Below are 17,941 nucleotides of genomic sequence, written 5' to 3' on the forward strand. Positions count from 1 at the left end.
AGAGCTCACAGCGAACAGCTTCACCCTCACCCCTCCCTCCCCCCTCGAGGGGGAGGGTGAGGGAGGGGGGTGATTTTCACGAGTGTATAAAGAGGAGACAACGCAAGTGGAGATGGCCGGGTTTCCGAACGAATCCATAGCCAGCGGCCCCTTCGCCGATGAGGTGTTGAACGCCCGATTGGAGGCGCTCAGACTCCTGGCGGACCATCTTCCTAATCGTGTCCGGGTCGTGGTGCTTGGTCCGGATCTGCGGATTGTGTATTCCAATGAGCCGGCATGGACCTCGGCTGCCGATCTCGAATCCGCCCGTCCGGCCCCGTGCTATGAGGTCATTGGTAAACAGATCAAGCCCTGCGATCCCTGTCCGGCGATGCACTCGCTTGTCACAGGTGAAACGGCCTCAGTCCCGGCCGCGCCCGGCCACGCCTTTCCATGCGGAATCAGTCAGGCGTTTCCTTTGAAGTCCTCTCGAAACGACACGCAATCGGTCCTCGTGTTGCTGCATCCTCCGAAGGGGACGGGTAGAGGGCCGGCGCCGGAGAATGACGTCCACGAGGAACGGGAAGACGAACGACTCGGCGACCTGATCGGCCGCAGCCCGGTGATGCGGCAGATGTTCGAGATGATTCGTCTGGTCGCCGACAGCCAGGCGACGGTGCTGCTCCAAGGTGAAAGCGGGACGGGGAAAGAATTGGTCGCGAAAACGATCCACCGGCTCAGCGCCCGTTGCGATCGCCCCTTCGTGGTCGTTGACTGCGGGTCCTTGCCCGAGGCCTTGCTGGAGAGCGAGCTGTTCGGCCATGTGAAGGGCGCCTTCACGGGAGCCGTCTCGTCCAAGCGCGGGCTGTTCGAGGAAGCCGATGGAGGGACGATCTTTCTCGACGAAGTCGCGGACACGTCCCTGCAATTTCAGGCCAAGCTGCTGCGGGTGTTGCAAGAGGGCGAGATCAAACCGGTCGGAAGCAACCAGCGGATCAAAGTGGATGTGCGGGTCATTTCCGCCAGCAACAAAGATCTTCTGGATCTCGTGAAGGCGAAAGCGTTTCGCCAGGACCTCTACTATCGACTGGCCGTGTTGCCGTTGTTCCTGCCGCCGCTCCGCGAACGGCGCGAAGACATCCCGCTGCTGGTGCGGCACTTCATGGCGGTGTCCTGCAAGCGACATCGACAACCCGTCCGAGTCGTGACCCCGGAGGCCATGCGGGCGTTGACCAACGCGCCCTGGCCCGGGAATGTGCGCGAGTTACAGCATGTGATCGAGCGCGCCGTTGTGACCACCAGCGGCTCCGAACTGACCTGCAAGGATATCGCCGGGCTGGCGTCGCTCCCTCCTTGCGGCGATTTGCGGACCGTTTCGCGCGGCGCCGCGGAGCAGGCGGAGCGGGCCCGCATCCTCGAAGCGCTCCAGGAAGCCGGGGGCAACCGGGTCAAGGCCGCCCGTCTCCTCAGGATCAGCCGCGCCAGCCTCTACAACAAGCTGCGCGCCTATGGGATCGACCGTGAATAGCGCATCGCTCTGCTTCCCTTCCCGAGATGCAAACTTTGCATGCCCCTCAGGTCGCCGGGATCCTCTTTCTCGCTCACTCCTGAACAGCGGACCTCCAAGTTTTGAATTTCATTGAAAAGATAAGCTCGAAGGTCTTGGCTGCCTTGACGGCACATCTGTTGCTCGCCCGGTGAGAAATGAAAGTAGCTGAGCGCGAACGGAAGATGTCCGGACGTGAGACCCCTTACCTGCGCTTCCTGCGGCCAAACGCTGACCCACGCGATCTGGGACAAGCTGACGGAACAGGTCTACTGCGACCGCTGCATTCCCCCGTTGCCCCCGGCCTCAGACCGGAACATCCGGTCTCGTAGCCCGATGGACACGAGCCGCCGGACGGGCTTGGTACGGAAACGATCCGATGAATGACGAAGCCGAGAAGGTGTTGGAACCCGAGGACAGCCCGTGTGAGTGCTGCGGGCGCACGTCGCCGCGCCTTTTCTTCGACCAGCGAAGCCGGCTGCTGCTGTGCCCGCGGTGCTTCAAGGGCATGCGAGAGCTACGAACGCACCAAACCTTCCGTGAGTCTGCGTAGCGTCACAAGAGATCAGGCGATCTTGTGCGACGGAAGACCCGATACCAGATACAAATTGCCGATGAAGAAACGAAGCTCCGCTGGTTGATCAGCCGCCAACCCGGCAGCCTGGAACTCCGGTATTACCTGCTGTTCCTCTTGGTGGCTAACCGGCGATATATGCAGGCAGCCAAGGAATGTGCGCGGATTCTGGAGCGTCACTCGGACGACGTGATCGCCAGAATATGGATGGCGGCTTTGGGAAGGCGGCTGCTCCTGGCGCAGGTCCGTCGCGCGATTCGGCGGCGGCGCAAGAGGCGTGGAAATCGTTTGTGGAGGCATGTCTGCCGCTACTCGGAGTGACGCGGTCGCGACTAGCACGGCCGGGCTTTGTGTTGTCCACCAAGCCCTCATGCTTTATCATCAGTCCGCCGCACCGTCGACACGTCATCTCACGACGCCTTCGAAAGCGGCTCGTTCCCGGCCGCGGGAGTCATATCGCCCTGCTCAGGCTGGTGCGAAGAGGGCGCGCCCATTCCCCTTGGAATATGCAGCCTCTTCAGCACCTCGTGTTCTCCTTCTTTCACAAACTGGGCGGAGACCCAGTCTCCGACGATCAGATCGGCCAGGGTCTTGCGCTCATCGCCCGCGAGGATTTCGCTGTCTGGCCTGACGTCCAGACGCCGAACTCTCTTGCCGTCGTGCTCGGAAGGCTGAATGACGATGGTGTGGTGGACCAGATCGAGCCCAACGAGGGTCCCCCGCAGCTTATAAGCCTTTTGGGACGTCCGTTTCTGAAGCGTGTTGGCTGCCATGGCTGTGTCTCCTCTTCTTCAAATAAATGGCGCTGTTGATCGACGAGCCTTATTAGAACCGTGAACGCATACAGCATGCCTCGGTAGCTGAGAAGGGTTCGTGTTATGACGGGGAAGCGCCGGAGCCGGCGGAAAACTCGGAGGAACGACGCGGGGCGGAAGCCTAGACGCGAGTGAGAGAGCCGGTATCACACTCCATCGTCGTCGGAACAGTCCTGCGGATAAGTGCAATCTTTGCAGCCTTCATCCTGGCTGTGAAGGGAGGGCTGTCGCCGGCCGGCCTGTGCAGCGTAATTCTTCAAGTTGAACGATGAGTTGCCCATGTGGACATGCGGTGTGGCTGATGGTGCGCGAGTTGCTTATGACAAAAAACAGGCAATGCTGCAGGAGCCCATCAGCCCGCGATAAATGGAAAAGGTTGAGGACTTGAGGAAGGAGCTACAGATCCCCGTCGTTGACCTGGCGACTCGCCTCCGGCGGATCACGGAAATCCTGGATCAGATCGTGCCGGAAGCGGAAGAGCGCCATGTGGAGGTTCAGGCTTCGCTCGCACGGACCTTCGCGCACATCGCTCGCCATGACATCGCTCAGGCTATCTCCCTCCTGGAGAACATGCTCAGGAAAGATCCGCTCTGGCTTCGCGGGTATCTGCTCTTAGGCACCATCTACGAAGAAGCACAGGGCGCCGGGCAAGCCATCGCCGTGCTCGAGAGCGGGATCAACATCTGCCGGGCGTGCCTCCGGTCATCCGCCATGCAAAGTTGCTCCCTGATCAAGAGGGGAACGTTCGGCCATGAAGTACGGTCTCGTCTCCTGCGTCGAGCCGCCTGCCTCTCGCGTTACGAACGGATTCTGCGACACCGGTTTGCACAAGTGCTGGTCCAGGCGGGCCGCTTCGAGGAGGCGCTCCAATATTGGACCGAATTCGAGCCCCTGCATTGCGCCTGATGGCATGCCGCGCAGGCTCTGCGAACGCATGAGGCGGCGAGTTGAGGGTGACGGGAAGAGCGATGAAAGGGATCCACATGGGACCAACCAAAAGGAGGATCTAACTTCATGAACATGGTGAAAACATCGGGGCAGGAACAGGCGCCGGTGCAGTACTGTGACCGGTGCGCCCGGCGGTCGTCAACCCTGGTTCTTGATGACCTCAGCTTGCAGGAACTCTGCGCTGAGTGCCGGCGGGAACTGGCACGATTACGGGCAAGACACATTCAGCCCATCAAGGCGGGGCGCTGACCGGGTCCAAGGTCCGCCGGCGGCCGGCGCGTTCGCGGGGATATACAGGGTGGTCCGGCGGTGTTAGCATACCGGTGAGTCTCACTCCAAGCCCGGTTGATCAGGATGTTCCGGCCCGTTCCAGAGACCACGCTTTTCCGCGGGATTCCGTTTCGCCTGATCGCGTCCGTCCTTTTGATCCTCGCGCTCGCCGTCTCGGTCATCCTCCTCTTCAGCTTAGAGCATGAGAAGCTCCTCTTGCGGGGGCTCACGGAAGGCAAGCCCGTTCCCACGGAGCTCTTTCCTGCGCTCTGGCAGTCACGCCGCGATCTGATCGCGGTGACCGTCCTCCTGTTCCTGGTCAGCGCGATCGGCATCGCCGCCGTGATCACGTTCTTGCATTATCACAGCACCAGGCGGACCCTCGAAGAGGTGAAAGGGCTTGCGCGGAATATCCTGCAGAGCATCCCGACCGGGGTGCTCACGGTGAACCGCGACGGAGTCATCACGGCCGTCAATCCGACGGCCGAAGCGGTGTTGAAACGGTCGTCGTCGGGCTTGCTCGGCCATCCCTACGAGTCGGTGTTCGCCGAAGGCGAAACGATCCGGGCGGTGCTCGACGAGGCGTTGCGCAGTCACCGGCACGTGAGTCAAAAGGATTTGCCTTACGAGAGGGGCGACGACCTGGCGCGGACGATCCGCGTCAGCACCGCCGAGTTGACGGGAGACGACGGTCAACCGGCCGGTGTCATTCTGCAGGCCCAGGACGTCACCGAATGGCTGGCGTTGGAACGACGCGTCCACGTCGCCGAGAAGCTCGCGGCGTTACACACCTTGTCGGCCGGGATGGCGCACGAGCTGCGGAATCCGCTCAGCGCGATGGATTTGAATCTGCATCTGCTGGAAGAGGAACTGAAGGACAAAGAGGCGTTGGGTCCGCAGGCCGCGCATTATTTGCACGTGCTCAATGCGGAATGCCGGCGGCTGTCCGCGATCCTGGACAACTTTATGAAATTCGCCCGGCCCGGAGCCCCCAGCCTCCATGAAGTGGACATGAAGAAACTGATCGCGCACATTTTAGCGCTCATGCAATTCGAGGCGGAGGAGCGTAAGATCCGCATCGAGCGAATCATCGAAGAAGGATTGCCGCCTGTGCTGGGCGATGAAACCCAGATCAGCCAGGTCCTGGTGAACGTGGTGGTCAATGCGTTTCATGCCATGCCGGAAGGCGGTATCTGCCGGGTCGGCGCCTTTCGGCGCGAGGCTGACGGGCAACCGTGGGTCGAGATCTCCGTCAGGGACACGGGGGTGGGGATCAAGCAGGAAGAGTTGGCGCGGCTGTTTGAGCCGTTCTACACCACGAAGCCGAGCGGGAGCGGGCTGGGCCTGGCGATTGCCTATCGAATTATCCAGGACCACGCCGGGACGATCGAAGTCACGAGCGCGCCGGGGAACGGCGCAACGGTCGTGATGAAGTTTCCGGCGGTCGTTGGACCGCCGCAGGCGGCCGCGGTGGGATCATGAAACAGGTTGCCGACATCCTCGTCGTAGACGACGAGGTGAATATTCGTAGCGCGCTGGTGACGATGCTGGAAAAGAAGGGCCACCGCGTGTGCGGGGTCGGGACCGGGGAAGAAGCGCTCGCGCATCTGGAGGAAGCTAGGGCGGACTTGGTGATCACCGATCTCAGGATGCCGGGAATCGGAGGCATGGAGTTCCTGCGCCGCCTGAAAGGCGCGTGGCCGGACACGGAGGTCGTCGTGATGACCGCCTACGGCTCCATTGATACGGCCGTGGAGGCGATGCGGTTGGGCGCGTACGACTATCTGACCAAGCCCATTGATCGGGAACGATTCCCCGTCGTGGTCGAGAAGGCGCTGGAGCGCCACTTTCTGGCGGCGGAAAACAAACAGCTCCGCGATCGTCTGGAGACGAGGACGCGCTTCGAACAGATGGTCGGCGCGAGCGAGCCCATGCAGCGCGTGTACGAGCTGGTCGATCTGGTGGCGGGAAGCGACGTCACGATCCTGCTCACGGGAGAAAGCGGAACCGGCAAGGAGCTCGTCGCCCGGGCCATCCATCACAAGAGCGCGCGAGCGAACGGGCCCTTCGTCACGTTGAACTGCGGGGCTCTGCCGGAGAACCTCTTCGAAAGCGAGTTGTTCGGCTATGAAAAAGGGGCGTTTACCGGAGCCATGGCAACCAAGGTCGGCCGGTTTGAGCTGGCCGACGGGGGCACGCTGTTGCTCGACGAAGTGGGCGAGTTGTCCCTGAAGTCTCAGGTCGACTTTCTGCGGGTGCTGGAGACCAAAGAGTTTCGCCGGCTCGGCGGGACAAAGGTGATCACGGTGGACACGCGGATCATCGCCGCGACCAACCGGAACCTGGAGGAAGCCGTCAAGCGAGGCGAGTTCCGCGAAGATCTCTATTATCGATTGAATGTGGTGCCCATCAAACTTCCGCCGTTGCGTGAACGGGGAGAGGACATTCCGCTGTTGATCGAACACTTTCTCCATGAATTTGCCGCGCGGCACAATCGGGAACCCAAGGAGATGTCGCGCGAGGCGATGCGACTGCTGCGGCTGTATGCCTGGCCGGGGAACATCCGGCAACTGCGCAACCTCCTCGAGCGGTTGGTCGTCACGGTGCGCGAGACCACCATTCAACCGCACCATCTGCCGGAGGAAGTGCAGGCCAGTCGGGAAGATGTCCGCACGATGGTGATCACGCTGGGCAGCTCGCTCGAGCAGATCGAACGGGAAGTGATCCGGCGCACCTTGGCCGAAGTGACGAACCACCGGGAAAAGGCCGCGAAGCTGTTGGGGATCAGCCTGCGCGCGCTGCAATACAAGATCAAAGAATACGGAATACGAGACTGATTCTTTCCACTATCCCGCCTGATTATCCGTTCACTGAATACCCGCCCGTTCCGCCGAGTGCGCGCATCCTGCGCGAGGCGGCGAAGCTTCCGATCCGTATCTGCAATTCTTGCACGGCTCGGGGTGCGATGAGGCGATCCGTTCTGTAGCCCCTCCACGTTCATACCATAAGCCCTCGATGTTCATCGATGTCATGCGTCGGCCCGGCTTCAGCACCTTGCCTGCAAAGGCACGATGAAGAAGCCTCTCGTCGAGAGACGTTGGGGCACCGTCAGTCAATGTGGCAGAGGCACAGGGTGACAAAGAACATTAGCAATCGTGCAAACGGGCGGGTGGGTTGGAGATCGTCTGCGCGTCGACCTGGGTCTCGGCTGTGGCCGCCACTGCGGTCTCGGAGATCCGGCTCAGGCTTTTCATCGAACTGGTCATGCTGGTCGCCGCAAACTCCGTGCTCCGCGACGACTGCCTCCTTTGGCGTTTGAAGCAACAGAGTCGTCAACGCGATGTCGGAGCATCGCGCCCGCATGTCTCGCAGAAACTCGTCAAGGTGCAGTTTCTGCATGGCAGGAGGGATCGGACGCCATCGGCGCACCGTTCCGTCCCTCTGCTATCGTCGAACCCTCGGTAGTTCCTCGCGTGTCCATGTGACCATTCCTGCCGATCCTCGTGGCACCGACCTTGCTGAACGAGCCGACTCTTCAGAGAGACGCGCGCAGGACAAGGTGATAGCCGTGGCGGCCGATCATCGGAAAACTGTTGAGCCGGGAGGAACACGCAGTGGGCGAAATGACGAACAAGAGTGCTGAGATGAAAAAGAATGCCGATCGGATCATCGATGTGGGCCCGGCCGGGTTTCAACCACCGTCGGCGATGGAGATGGGCGTCACGGTCCCCGATCCGGGGTTCGGGCTGCTCTATGGCCGGCATGCACCGGAAGACGAGGTGATCGCGGAGGCCGCCCGGCAGCTCTTCACGCGGAAGAACCCGACGATTTTTCCCGGCCCCCTCTATCTGTGGGCGTGGCATCCCGACTGGATCGCCAAAGGGCAAGCGCTCTTGCGGCTGGCTGCCGAAATTCCCGGTGTCATGATCATCCCGATGCCCGACTACCGCGCGAAGTATCCGAAGATCGATCCCGAGGAAGCCATCAACCCCAATCATCCCAACCTGACGATCTGGGGGAACAAGATCGAAGCGGCGTTGTTCATCGGGATCCACTGCCACTATGCCAATCTGGCGTTGCGGATGGTGCGGGCGGGAACGAACTGCCTCACCATCGCCTTCTGCCACGATATCCACGAGGACGCCATGGTCAGCTTGCAGGATTTGGACGTCAAGAAGATGGACCATGTCATCGCCATCTTCCGCAAGGTCAGAAAAGAACTGGGGATCGCCATGCCGAAAGACGGGAAAACCGTCCGGCTCACCGGTACGCAGGTTCGAGCCAACCACGGTGTGGAATCGGTGAACCCGTTGGTGGCGTAGAAACAGCGGAGATCGGTCGGCCGGATACGGCATGGGATTCGGGATGGGCTCGATGGGAGAGCGAGGAACGGAGGCGTCGCAAGCGCCGCTATCGCTAGGGCCGGATCAGCAGGAGGAGCAATCGATGACGGCCGGAGAACGGAGCAGCCGGCTTCGTCGATTGCAAGATGCGGTCACGATCTGCCCGACCGATCTCACGACCCGCTGTGAGCTGGCAAGTTTGCTGGAGGTGCTGAACCAAAAGGAGGAAGCGCTCTTTCATTGGAAGGCGATTCTGGCCTGCAACCCGAATCATCTCGAAGCCTGGGAAGGCGTTGCGCGGTGCAGGGAAAAGCTGGCGCGAGGGCTTCCGCGCACGTGCTAGGTGTGGAGCGGGCCGTGCTGGCTGCGTGAGGAATTCGTGGTTGCAACGGCCTCGTGATCGTCTGGTCGACAACGGAAGAAAGGAGGTGAGAGCGTGGCGGCGAAAAGAAAGGCGAGTTCAAAGAAAGCCAAGACAAATCTTGCGAGTACAAAAAAGAAAAAGAAAAAGTAGCAGGCAAGGATTTCGAGCGAGAGCGACATGGACATGCTCATCGTACAGCTTCCAAGGGGACGCACGGCCGTGGTGCGATGGAACGCGGAGACCGGCCGGGTGACGACGAATCATCCTGGGCTTCGTGTGACGGCGTTCAGAAACGGAGTCAGGGACTTCAGCGGCAAACTCGTGCTCCCGCATGCGGGACGTGAGTTCTTGTCGGCGCTCTATGACGCGCTGTTCCTGAGCGGCTATCAGGTGCGTTGGTGCCGGCCCGCCAGGGAGCTTGACCGCAGCGTACCTTCACTGGATTGACAGGAGGAGGTCCAGTGCCGCCTTTCACCGCTTGGCTTCCCGCACGACGGGATCATGAATCCGACCTTGTTCTAACTCTCGCGGGAGAGGGCGTCGTCGGACTGAAAGAAGGCCTCTCCGCGCTCGAGCGGGCGCTGATCGCCGAAGGGTTCGACGTGATGGCGCAGAAAGGGCGTGCGGACGGGCAAGGGCGGCGCTCGACCGTCCGCCTGCGGGTGTCGACGGAACCGGTCACGTCGATGGGCACTGGTTGTGACGTGTTGGTCTGCTTGGACGAGGGTGTGTCCCAACTGGCTCCATTCGGCCTGGCGCGGGGGAGCGTGCTGGTCTGTGAGCAAACGAGCCTGGCGAAGTTGTCGCCGGCGGCGAAAGAAGCGGGCGTGGTCACGTACCCCGTGCCGTTTACCGATCTCGGTCGCCAAGTCGGGAAGAACTTCTCGGGAAAAGGGCTGGTCGCCGTCGGCGCGGTGGCGCGGCTCTTGGGCATTCCGCGGGACACCGTGCGCAACTGGGTGACCATGGAATTCCGCCGCCGGTACGTGGACGCCGGGTTCAGGTACGCGGAGGAGCATCTCCCCAAACGTGATGTGTTTGCCCTTGAGCCGCCCCAAGCGGCCCTGCCCCGTGTGATCCTCGATGCCCATCAAGCGGTGCTGTTGGGGCTCGGCGTGTCGGAGTGCGGGTGCGGGCCGGCCTGCCTGTCCGGCCGTGAGCGGTCGCCGGACGAGTGGGTCGCCGCGCACGTGAGCGAGGCCCGGCAGCTCGTCTCGTCCCTCAAGAACCGGAGATTTCCCGGGGTGACCGTGTATCGCGGCCCGGAGGCAAAAATGATGGTGATGGTGGGCGCCGATCCTACCGAGGCGCTGGCGGATGAGGATACGGGTCGCAACCAGGTCGTCCTAGTCGCGGCCGATCTCGCCGACGCGGTCCGGTTGATGGGAATCGCCCAGCGCCTTGTCCGGGACCAGGATATGGAAGTCTGGGTCGCGGTCGACGAAACGCTGGCGGGCCGGACGCAGAGCGTGCCCGTTCACACGCTCGAGCAGATGGCCAGCCACCCGCCGCCGGCACGCCGCGAAGGGATGCCTGCCGGGACCGCAGGCTGGCCGCTCAGCGTGGAGCAGGACGGTGGGCCCGGCGCCGAGGTCGGATATGTGACCTGGGGAGCGGCGCAAGGAGTCGTCCGTGAAGCGGTGGCGTTGTGCCGGAGTTTCGGACTGGCCGTCTCCGCGCTCTATCCGAAGGTGTTGAACCCGGCGCCGGTCGACGATATTCGATCCTTCGCCGCATCGGTCGGGCGCCTGGTCGTGGTGGAGCCGGGGCGGTCCGGGTGCTACACGAATTGGGTGGAGGCGCAGACCGGGCTCACTACCGCCACCATCGAGCCGGAGCCGGGAGCAGCCCTGACGCCGATGGATCTGTTCATGCGAGAAGGCCTCGGAGCGTAGAAGTCGAACAAAGGAGAACTTGAGATGAAGCCTTATGAAATGACGGTCGGTCCGGAGGGGTATCTTCCTCCCGCGGTGTCGTCCAAAGGGGTGGTTCTGCCTTCCAAGGGGGAGGGGCTGGTGATGGGCCGGATCGTGCCGGAGCAGCAGGCGATCGAGGAGGCGGCGCGGCGGCTCCTCTCGGCCACGAACCCCACCATCTTTCCCGGTCCGCTCGTCTTATGGGCCTGGAATGAGCAGGCGTCGCGCGAGGCCAAGGTGGTGAAGGCGCTGGCCGAGGCGGTCCCGGCCAGGGTCATCCCGATGGCGGATTATCGGCCGAAATATCCGAAGATCGTCCCGGAGCGGGAAATCAACCCGAACCACCCCAATCTCACCATCTGGAAGAATAAGATCGATGTCTGCCTTTTTGTCGGCGTCCATTGCCATCAGTCCAACATCGCGCTGAAGATCATCCGAGGCGGAACCAATTGCTTCACGATCGCGCTCTGCACCTTCAACGGAGACGATGAAGCGCACATCACGATCCGCGATTTGACGGCTGAGACGATCCAGCGCATCGTCGATGCGGTGAAGCGATTGAAACAGACCAAGTCGCCCACCGGGTCGGACGGGCGATTCGCGCCGATGGGACGGGCATAAGAAACAGTCAGCCAACAGCGGGCAGCGAATAGCGAAAAGCGAGCGGCAAGGGGACTCATGAGGTGTTGCGAGGAGGGATGCTGATGAGAATGTTCGTGCAAGCGGTCTGTGTGGCGGTCATGAGCGGCTTGGCGGGGGCGGCGTGGGCCTACGAAGAAGTTCCTGTGCCGGAGGGAGGCGCCGTCGCCGGCACCGTGATCTTCGATGGAAAAGTCCCCAAGCCGAAAGGATACAACCTCACGACGTTGCCCGATCCGGTGTATTGCGGGCGTATTTCCGACGGACAGGGCTGGCGTATTCTGCAACCCTTCGACGTGGGGCCAGCGGGTGAGTTTCGCGATGTGGTGGTGTATCTGGAAGGGGTCGAGAAGGGCAAGCCCTTTCCCGACAACGGTGTGCCCCAAATCCAGGCGAAAGATTGTCTGTTTCTCCCGTTCACCACGGTCGTGCGGGACAAACAATCGGTGACGGTGGTCAATATGGACCCGGTCATGCACGACATTCAGGCGTATGAAACTTCACATTTGGGCCCCCGCGTGCTGTTCAACGTGCCGCTGCCGATGAACCCCCGGCATCCGCGGAACTTCAAGGACCGCAGCGAGGCCGCCCTGTACCACAAACACATGGCCGGAGCGCCCATGAAGCAATTCGTCAACTTGAGCAAGGGCCGGCGGATCTTCGTCATGCAATGCGGCTTCCACGCATACATGGAAAGCTGGGGGCTGGCCGTCCAGAACCCGTATTATGCGAAGGCCGACGAGCAGGGCCGGTTCATCATCGCTGATGTGCCGCCGGGCACCTACACGTTGGCCATTTGGCATCCGTACATTCGGACCGCGATCAGACAAACCGTGACCGTCGGTCCCCAACAGACGATCGAAACTCGCCTGGTGGTCCCGGCGCCGACCGGGCGGCTCTATGCCAATGAAGTATTGGACCATCCGTACAACCGGTACAGCGTCACGGAAGAAGTGAAGAAAGAAATCGAGCCGATGGTGGAAACCCAGCGTCATTGATCCAACAAGCCCGGTCATCGCCTGGTGCTGCGCCCAACTGGTTGTTCCTGCCGGAAGATCGGCGCAGTGCCCCGTGGAGGCATCCGGATCCGACCGATGCGCCTCTGTATGAGGATTCATCATCCATTCGCGCCGTTCCCGGTTCGGCCAAACCGATAGGACGCTCTCCGACCCCATGCTGAACCTGTTGTGGTTGTTGCTCGGGTGCTATGCGCTCGGGATGCTGTCACCCCTGTGCCTGCGGCGGCCACAGGCGCAAGCGCTGGCCGCCCACCTGTTTGCCGCCGCCGGGACCGGAATCGGGGTTGGTCTTGGGATTCGGGGACTGCTCTCTGCGGAGCCGCTCGCCGCCGCGGCCGTATCGTCCCTGCCGCTGCTCACCTTTGCCATCAGGCTCGACCCCCTCGCCTCGTTCTTCCTGCTCACCGTCTCGCTCGTCGCCCTCGCCGTCTCAATCTACGCGATCGGCTACGTCCCGCACATCCGGGGCGGTGCCTCCGTGAAAGGACTCGGCGCGCTTTATAACGCCTTCTTGGCCTCGATGACGCTGGTGGTGCTGGCGGACAACGGCTTCTTCTTTCTCATTGTCTGGGAGCTGATGTCGCTGCTTTCCTATTTCCTGGTGGTGACGGAGCATGAGAAAGCGGACGTGCGCTACGCGGGCTTGTTCTACCTGATCATGGCGCACGTCGGCACCGCCTTCATCCTCCTGGCGTTTCTGATCTTCTTCCAGCAGGTTGGGTCGTTTTCATTTGACGCGTTCCGGCATGCTGCCGCGCCTCTGCCGGAAGGGATGCGAACCCTCGCATTTGTCATGGCGCTGATCGGTTTCGGCGCCAAAGCCGGGATCGTGCCGCTCCACGTCTGGCTTCCCTATGCCCACCCGGCCGCGCCCTCGCATGTCTCGGCGCTGATGTCCGGGGTCATGATCAAGACGGCGATCTACGCGCTGGTTCGCGTCTACTTCGATTTCTTGGGCGGCCAGTTCCCGTGGTGGTGGGGGTTCGTGGTGCTCGTCGTCGGCGCGGTGTCGGCGCTGTTGGGCGTCATGTACGCGCTGATGGAGCATGATCTCAAAAGTCTGCTGGCCTATCACAGCGTCGAGAACATCGGGATCATTCTGCTGGGGATCGGGGCGGGTATGATCTTTCAGACGTACGGGCTCAAGGAGTTAGCCGCGCTGGGCGTGCTGGCCGGGCTCTACCATACCGTCAATCACGCGACGTTCAAGGCGCTGCTCTTCTTGGGAGCCGGCTCGCTACTGTACGCGACTCACACGCGCAACTTGGAAGAATACGGAGGCTTGCTCCGCCGCATGCCCTGGACGGGGCTCTTCTTTCTGATCGGAGCGGTCTCCATCTCGGCGTTGCCTCCTACGAACGGGTTCGTCAGCGAGTGGCTCGTCTTCCAAACTCTGTTTCTCAGTTTTCAGATTCCGGCCGTGCTGCTGAAACTGGTGCTGCCGCTCGCCGGGGCGATGTTGGCCCTGACAGGGGTGCTGGCGCTCGCCTGCTTTGCGAAAGCGTTCGGTATCTCGTTTCTCGCGCTGCCCCGGAGCACCCATGCGCGGCGCGCGCAAGAAGTGCCGGTCTCCATGCGCCTCGGCATGGGTGCGCTGGCCGCGCTCTGCGTGCTGCTCGGGATCGGGCCGATGATGGTGGTGCCGCTGTTGGACCGGGTCGTCGCTCCGTTTGCGGGGACGGCGATCGGCGGCAAAGTGGTGGCGCTCGACGGCTGGGCCTTGGCGCCCGTGAACGTGGAATTTTCCAGTGTCTCTTCTCCGGCGATCGCCCTCGGATTGATCGCCTTGTCGCTCCTGGGCCTCGCGTTGGTCGCGGTGTTCGGCGGCCTGGCCAAGAAACGTTATTTCAAGACATGGGGTTGCGGGATCAACCTGACGCCCCGCATGGAATACACCGCGACCGGGTTCGTCCAGCCGATCAAGCGGGTATTCAGCGCGATCTATCGACCCACAGTGAAGTTAGAGGCGGAGATGCTCGAAGAGTCGCGCTATTTCGCCAAGCGGCGCCGGTTCGAAATCCATATTGAGCCGGTCTTCCAGAAATATCTTTACGATCCGGTTGTCCGGTTCTTTTCGACCATGGCCGACCGCCTGCGGGTCATCCAGGCCGGAAGTCTCCATCTCTACCTGACTTACATCTTCGTGACGCTCGTGATGTTGTTGCTCTTGGCTGTGTAGAAGACCGTTTCTCTCATTAATTTCGTTTATTGGGTTCAAGCAGATAAACCAAGCACACCGAGTTCCATGCTGCAAGCCGCCATGTTGGTAGTCGCCCAAACGATCGTCTTGCTGGGGGTTTCCCCGTTCCTCGTAGGGCTCATTCGGAAGGTGAAGGCGCGCCTGCAACTGCGCCGGGGGGCGAGCGTCTTCCAGCCCTATGCCGATCTGGCCAAGCTCTTTCGCAAGCAGCCGGTCGTTTCGACCGCGACGTCATGGATCTTCACGGCGACGCCGTACCTCGTCTTCGCGTCCACGCTGGCGGCCGGTCTCTTGGTCCCGGTCTTCACGTCCAGGATCCCGCTGAGCTTCGCGGGCAACATCATTGCGCTCGTGTACCTGTTGGCGCTCGGCACCTTCTTTCTCATCCTCGCCGGCCTGGACGCCGGCTCGGCCTTCGGCGGGATGGGGAGCAGTCGGGAAGCGATCGTGGCTTCGCTGACCGAGCCGGCCATGATCATGTCCATCTTCGCCATCGCGCTGACTGCCGGATCCACGAATCTCTCCACCATCGTGCACAAGACCGCCTTGCTGGAAGGGATCGTGACCGATCCCTCGCCGCACCTGATGGCGCTGGCAGCGCTGTTCATTGTGGCCATCGCCGAAACCGGCCGGGTCCCGGTGGATAATCCCGCGACGCACCTTGAGCTCACGATGATCCATGAGGCCATGATCCTGGAATATTCGGGGCGGTACCTGGCGCTCGTGGAGTGGGCGGCCGGTCTCAAGTTGCTGGTGTTCCTCACGCTGATCGTGAACGTGTTTGCGCCCTGGGGGATCGCCACCGACATGGAACCGGTCGCGCTCACGGTCGGCCTTCTGGCCTATGTGGCGAAGGTCTCGGGGTTGGCCGTGGGGATCGGCGTTCTCGAATCCATGTTCGCCAAACTCCGGCTGTTTCGTGTGACGGAATTTCTGGGCGTCGCGTTCATCCTGGCGCTCCTGGGAATGATCTTTTTCTACGTTCTGAGAGGATGACGTGCCGTTTATCTCGTCTCAGATCGGTTCGCAATTGGTGGATCTTTGCTCCGCGCTGCTCCTGCTGGTCTGCTTCGGCATCGTGGCGCAGCGGAGGCTTTTGGCCTGTGTGGACTTGTTCGCTCTGCAGTCGGGCTTCCTGGCGCTGACCGCGACTGTGGTGGCGTTTCTCACGGGCATCCACCATATCTATGTCGCGGCCGCGCTCACCGTCGTGATCAAGGTTATCGTGATCCCCCGCATTCTCAAACAGGTCATCGAGCGGTTGAACGTGACGCGCGAGCTGGTCATGAACGTGAACATCCCCACCGGGTTGCTGATCTGCGGAGGGCTGGTGATGTTGGCCTTTTCCATCTCTCAGCCCATTATCCCGTTGGGATTCCTGCTGACCCGGGATTCCCTCGCCATTGCTCTCGCGATCGTGCTGATCGGCTTCTTCACGATGATCGCCCGCAAGAAGGCCGTCACGCAGGTGATCGGCTTCCTGGTCATGGAGAACGGCCTGTTCCTCGGCGCCACCGCGGCCGCCTACGGCATGCCGCTGATCGTGGAGCTGGGCGTGTTCTTTGACGTGCTGGTGGGCGCCTTGATCATCGGGATCTATACCCATCGGCTGCAGGATGCCTTCGACACGGTGGATACGAGCAAGCTCACGATTCTCAAGGAGTAGCCCAGGGGACTGGCGCCCTTCTTCCGGCGCCTGTCCCTTTCCAGCACGGGGACAGGCACCTGCTTCGCAGGAGCCAGTCCCCTCGCGGGCGGATGGGCGCCCCGATTGGCGCCACCCGCATTTTCGTTGTGTAGGGGGTTGTTTTAAGGCTCGGGGAGACTGTGATGGCCTGGTCGCTGCTCTTGCTTGTGACGACACCTGTTGCGGTTGGCGTCGGCAGCCTCCTCTTAAAAGATCGGCGCGCCGTGGACGCGCTGCAGTGCGTGCAGGCAGGCGCCCTCCTGGCGTCGGCCGTTCTGGTGGCCGGGAGCGTGGCCGTCGCTGGCGGCGTGTCGGCGGGTATGCTGCTGCAGGCCGACGCACTGAGCGCGTGGCTCGATGTGATCATCGGCCTGGTGGGGAGCACCGGGACCTTGTATGCGGTCGGTTACATGGGCGAGGAGATTGACCGCGGGCATCTGTCCTTGATGCGCTATCGGCGGTTCTTCTGTCTGTTCGATCTCTATCTTGCCGCCATGCTCACGGCCGTCAATCAGGAAAACATCGCCCTCATGTGGATTGCGGTCGAAGGCTCGACCCTCTCCGCGGCGCTGTTGATCGGGTTCGAGCGCAGCAAGGCCGCCTTGGAAGCCGGCTGGAAGTTCGTGATCTTAAGCTCAGTGGGTATCGCGCTGGCCTTGTTCGGGACCATTCTCGTCTACTATTCCTCCGAACATCTGCTGGGGGTGTCGAGCGAAGCGCTCCGCTGGTCCCAATTATATCGGGTGGCGGAAGGGTTGGATCCGACCGCCATCAAGCTGGCGTTTATCTTTGCCGTGATCGGCTACGGAACGAAGGCGGGGGTGGTGCCGATGCATACCTGGTTGCCGGACGCGCACGCCGAAGCACCGACGCCGGTGAGCGCCATGTTGTCGGCGAACATGCTGACGCTCGCGGTCTATGCCATTCTGCGGTTCAAGGCGGTGACGGATCGCGCCGTGGGCTCGGCTTTCAGCGGCAGCCTTTTGGTCGGACTGGGCTTGCTCTCGCTGGCCATCGCGGCGGCGTTCTTCCTCGTGCAGCGAGAATACAAGCGGCTGTTCGCCTATTCCAGCATCGAGCACATCGGGGTGGCGTTGCTGGGCTTCGGCATCGGCGGAGCAGGAACCTTTGCGGGGACCTGGCATCTGTTGAATCATGCCTTGGCGAAGTCCACGGCCTTTTACGGCGCAGGGCTGGTGTTCCTCCGGCATAATCACAAATTGCTCGACCGCGTGACGGGGCTGCTCGGTCAAATGCCCCTGGCGGGCGGGGCGATCCTGATCGCCGGCGTCGTGCTGGCGGGCCTGCCGCCGTTCGGACTGTTCGCCAGCGAAGTCTTGATCGCGGTCGCGGCGTACACGGCGGGACCGGAACTGGCCGGCGCGTTTCTGGTTCTGCTCGCGCTGGCCTTTGCAACGTTACTGTATCAGGTGCTCCGCATGACGTTGGGCTCGCCGGGGGAGGCGGGGCGCGCGCTGGGACCTCGGTGCCGCCTGTTCGCCGGCGTCGCCGTGGGAATCAACGTGGCGGTGCTGGGAGCGATCGGTCTTTACGTGCCGCCGGGGCTTGAGACCCTGCTCAAGTCGGTGGTGACGATTCTGGCCGTGACGGGTGAGGCGCCGTAATGGGGACGGGTGCGGC

The 17,941-nt window shown here is 62.0% G+C and carries 18 protein-coding genes; 16 read left to right on the forward strand and 2 right to left on the reverse strand.

Annotated elements, in window-relative coordinates:
- The first annotated feature begins 112 nt into the window (after positions 1–112).
- Together AB1555_09265 and AB1555_09270 are read left to right on the forward strand one after the other, a co-directional pair.
- Positions 113–1,507, forward strand: a complete 1,395-nt coding sequence (locus AB1555_09265; protein ID MEW6246885.1) for a sigma-54 dependent transcriptional regulator — start codon at positions 113–115, stop codon at positions 1,505–1,507.
- Positions 1,508–2,102: 595 nt separating this feature from the next.
- The gene (locus AB1555_09270; GenBank protein MEW6246886.1) at positions 2,103–2,420 is read left to right on the forward strand and encodes a hypothetical protein; all 318 of its coding nucleotides are present in this window, start codon (positions 2,103–2,105) and stop codon (positions 2,418–2,420) included.
- A gap of 89 nt (positions 2,421–2,509) precedes the next feature.
- Here the strand turns inward: AB1555_09270 and AB1555_09275 are convergent, their stop codons facing one another.
- Positions 2,510–2,872: a hypothetical protein gene (locus tag AB1555_09275; protein ID MEW6246887.1), complete on the reverse strand. Its 363-nt coding sequence runs from the start codon at positions 2,870–2,872 to the stop codon at positions 2,510–2,512.
- A gap of 426 nt (positions 2,873–3,298) precedes the next feature.
- On the opposite strand from AB1555_09275, the gene AB1555_09280 reads away from it, so the two are divergent.
- From AB1555_09280 to AB1555_09305, 6 genes are all read left to right on the forward strand, one after another.
- Positions 3,299–3,820, forward strand: coding sequence for a hypothetical protein (locus tag AB1555_09280; GenBank protein ID MEW6246888.1), 522 nt, complete (start codon positions 3,299–3,301; stop codon positions 3,818–3,820).
- Positions 3,821–3,928: 108 nt separating this feature from the next.
- Complete coding sequence (locus tag AB1555_09285) at positions 3,929–4,111, forward strand: hypothetical protein (protein ID MEW6246889.1); 183 nt, start codon at positions 3,929–3,931, stop codon at positions 4,109–4,111.
- Positions 4,112–4,216: 105 nt separating this feature from the next.
- Positions 4,217–5,614, forward strand: coding sequence for an ATP-binding protein (locus tag AB1555_09290; GenBank protein MEW6246890.1), 1,398 nt, complete (start codon positions 4,217–4,219; stop codon positions 5,612–5,614).
- Entirely contained in the window at positions 5,611–6,969 is a 1,359-nt protein-coding gene (locus AB1555_09295) for a sigma-54 dependent transcriptional regulator (GenBank protein ID MEW6246891.1), read from the forward strand. Before AB1555_09290 ends, AB1555_09295 begins: the two co-directional genes overlap by 4 nt.
- A gap of 807 nt (positions 6,970–7,776) precedes the next feature.
- Entirely contained in the window at positions 7,777–8,454 is a 678-nt protein-coding gene (locus tag AB1555_09300; protein ID MEW6246892.1) for a carbon monoxide dehydrogenase beta subunit family protein, read from the forward strand.
- A gap of 124 nt (positions 8,455–8,578) precedes the next feature.
- On the forward strand, positions 8,579–8,818 hold the full coding sequence (locus AB1555_09305; GenBank protein MEW6246893.1) for a hypothetical protein: 240 nt from the start codon (positions 8,579–8,581) through the stop codon (positions 8,816–8,818).
- Here AB1555_09305 and AB1555_09310 read toward each other — a convergent pair.
- Positions 8,815–9,018, reverse strand: coding sequence for a hypothetical protein (locus tag AB1555_09310; protein ID MEW6246894.1), 204 nt, complete (start codon positions 9,016–9,018; stop codon positions 8,815–8,817). The two genes, AB1555_09305 and AB1555_09310, sit on opposite strands and share 4 nt — an antisense overlap.
- Here AB1555_09310 and AB1555_09315 point away from each other — a divergent pair.
- From AB1555_09315 to AB1555_09350, 8 genes are all read left to right on the forward strand, one after another.
- Complete coding sequence (locus tag AB1555_09315; GenBank protein MEW6246895.1) at positions 9,017–9,286, forward strand: hypothetical protein; 270 nt, start codon at positions 9,017–9,019, stop codon at positions 9,284–9,286. The two genes, AB1555_09310 and AB1555_09315, sit on opposite strands and share 2 nt — an antisense overlap.
- A 14-nt stretch (positions 9,287–9,300) precedes the next feature.
- On the forward strand, positions 9,301–10,734 hold the full coding sequence (locus AB1555_09320; GenBank protein MEW6246896.1) for a 2-oxoacid:acceptor oxidoreductase family protein: 1,434 nt from the start codon (positions 9,301–9,303) through the stop codon (positions 10,732–10,734).
- Positions 10,735–10,758: 24 nt separating this feature from the next.
- Entirely contained in the window at positions 10,759–11,376 is a 618-nt protein-coding gene (locus AB1555_09325) for a carbon monoxide dehydrogenase beta subunit family protein (GenBank protein ID MEW6246897.1), read from the forward strand.
- An 83-nt stretch (positions 11,377–11,459) separates the two neighbouring features.
- The gene (locus tag AB1555_09330; GenBank protein MEW6246898.1) at positions 11,460–12,392 is read left to right on the forward strand and encodes a carboxypeptidase regulatory-like domain-containing protein; all 933 of its coding nucleotides are present in this window, start codon (positions 11,460–11,462) and stop codon (positions 12,390–12,392) included.
- A gap of 175 nt (positions 12,393–12,567) precedes the next feature.
- Positions 12,568–14,592 (forward strand): hydrogenase 4 subunit B, encoded by a 2,025-nt coding sequence (gene hyfB / locus AB1555_09335; protein MEW6246899.1) that lies wholly within the window; start codon positions 12,568–12,570, stop codon positions 14,590–14,592.
- 66 nt (positions 14,593–14,658) lie between these two features.
- A complete protein-coding gene (locus tag AB1555_09340) occupies positions 14,659–15,609 on the forward strand; it encodes an NADH-quinone oxidoreductase subunit H (protein ID MEW6246900.1) in 951 nt (316 codons plus the stop codon).
- Position 15,610: 1 nt separating this feature from the next.
- The gene (locus tag AB1555_09345) at positions 15,611–16,279 is read left to right on the forward strand and encodes a hydrogenase (protein MEW6246901.1); all 669 of its coding nucleotides are present in this window, start codon (positions 15,611–15,613) and stop codon (positions 16,277–16,279) included.
- 164 nt (positions 16,280–16,443) lie between these two features.
- A complete protein-coding gene (locus AB1555_09350) occupies positions 16,444–17,925 on the forward strand; it encodes a proton-conducting transporter membrane subunit (protein ID MEW6246902.1) in 1,482 nt (493 codons plus the stop codon).
- Positions 17,926–17,941: the final 16 nt, after the last annotated feature.

This window comes from Nitrospirota bacterium, from assembly GCA_040755395.1.
Lineage (GTDB): Bacteria > Nitrospirota > Nitrospiria > Nitrospirales > Nitrospiraceae > DATLZU01.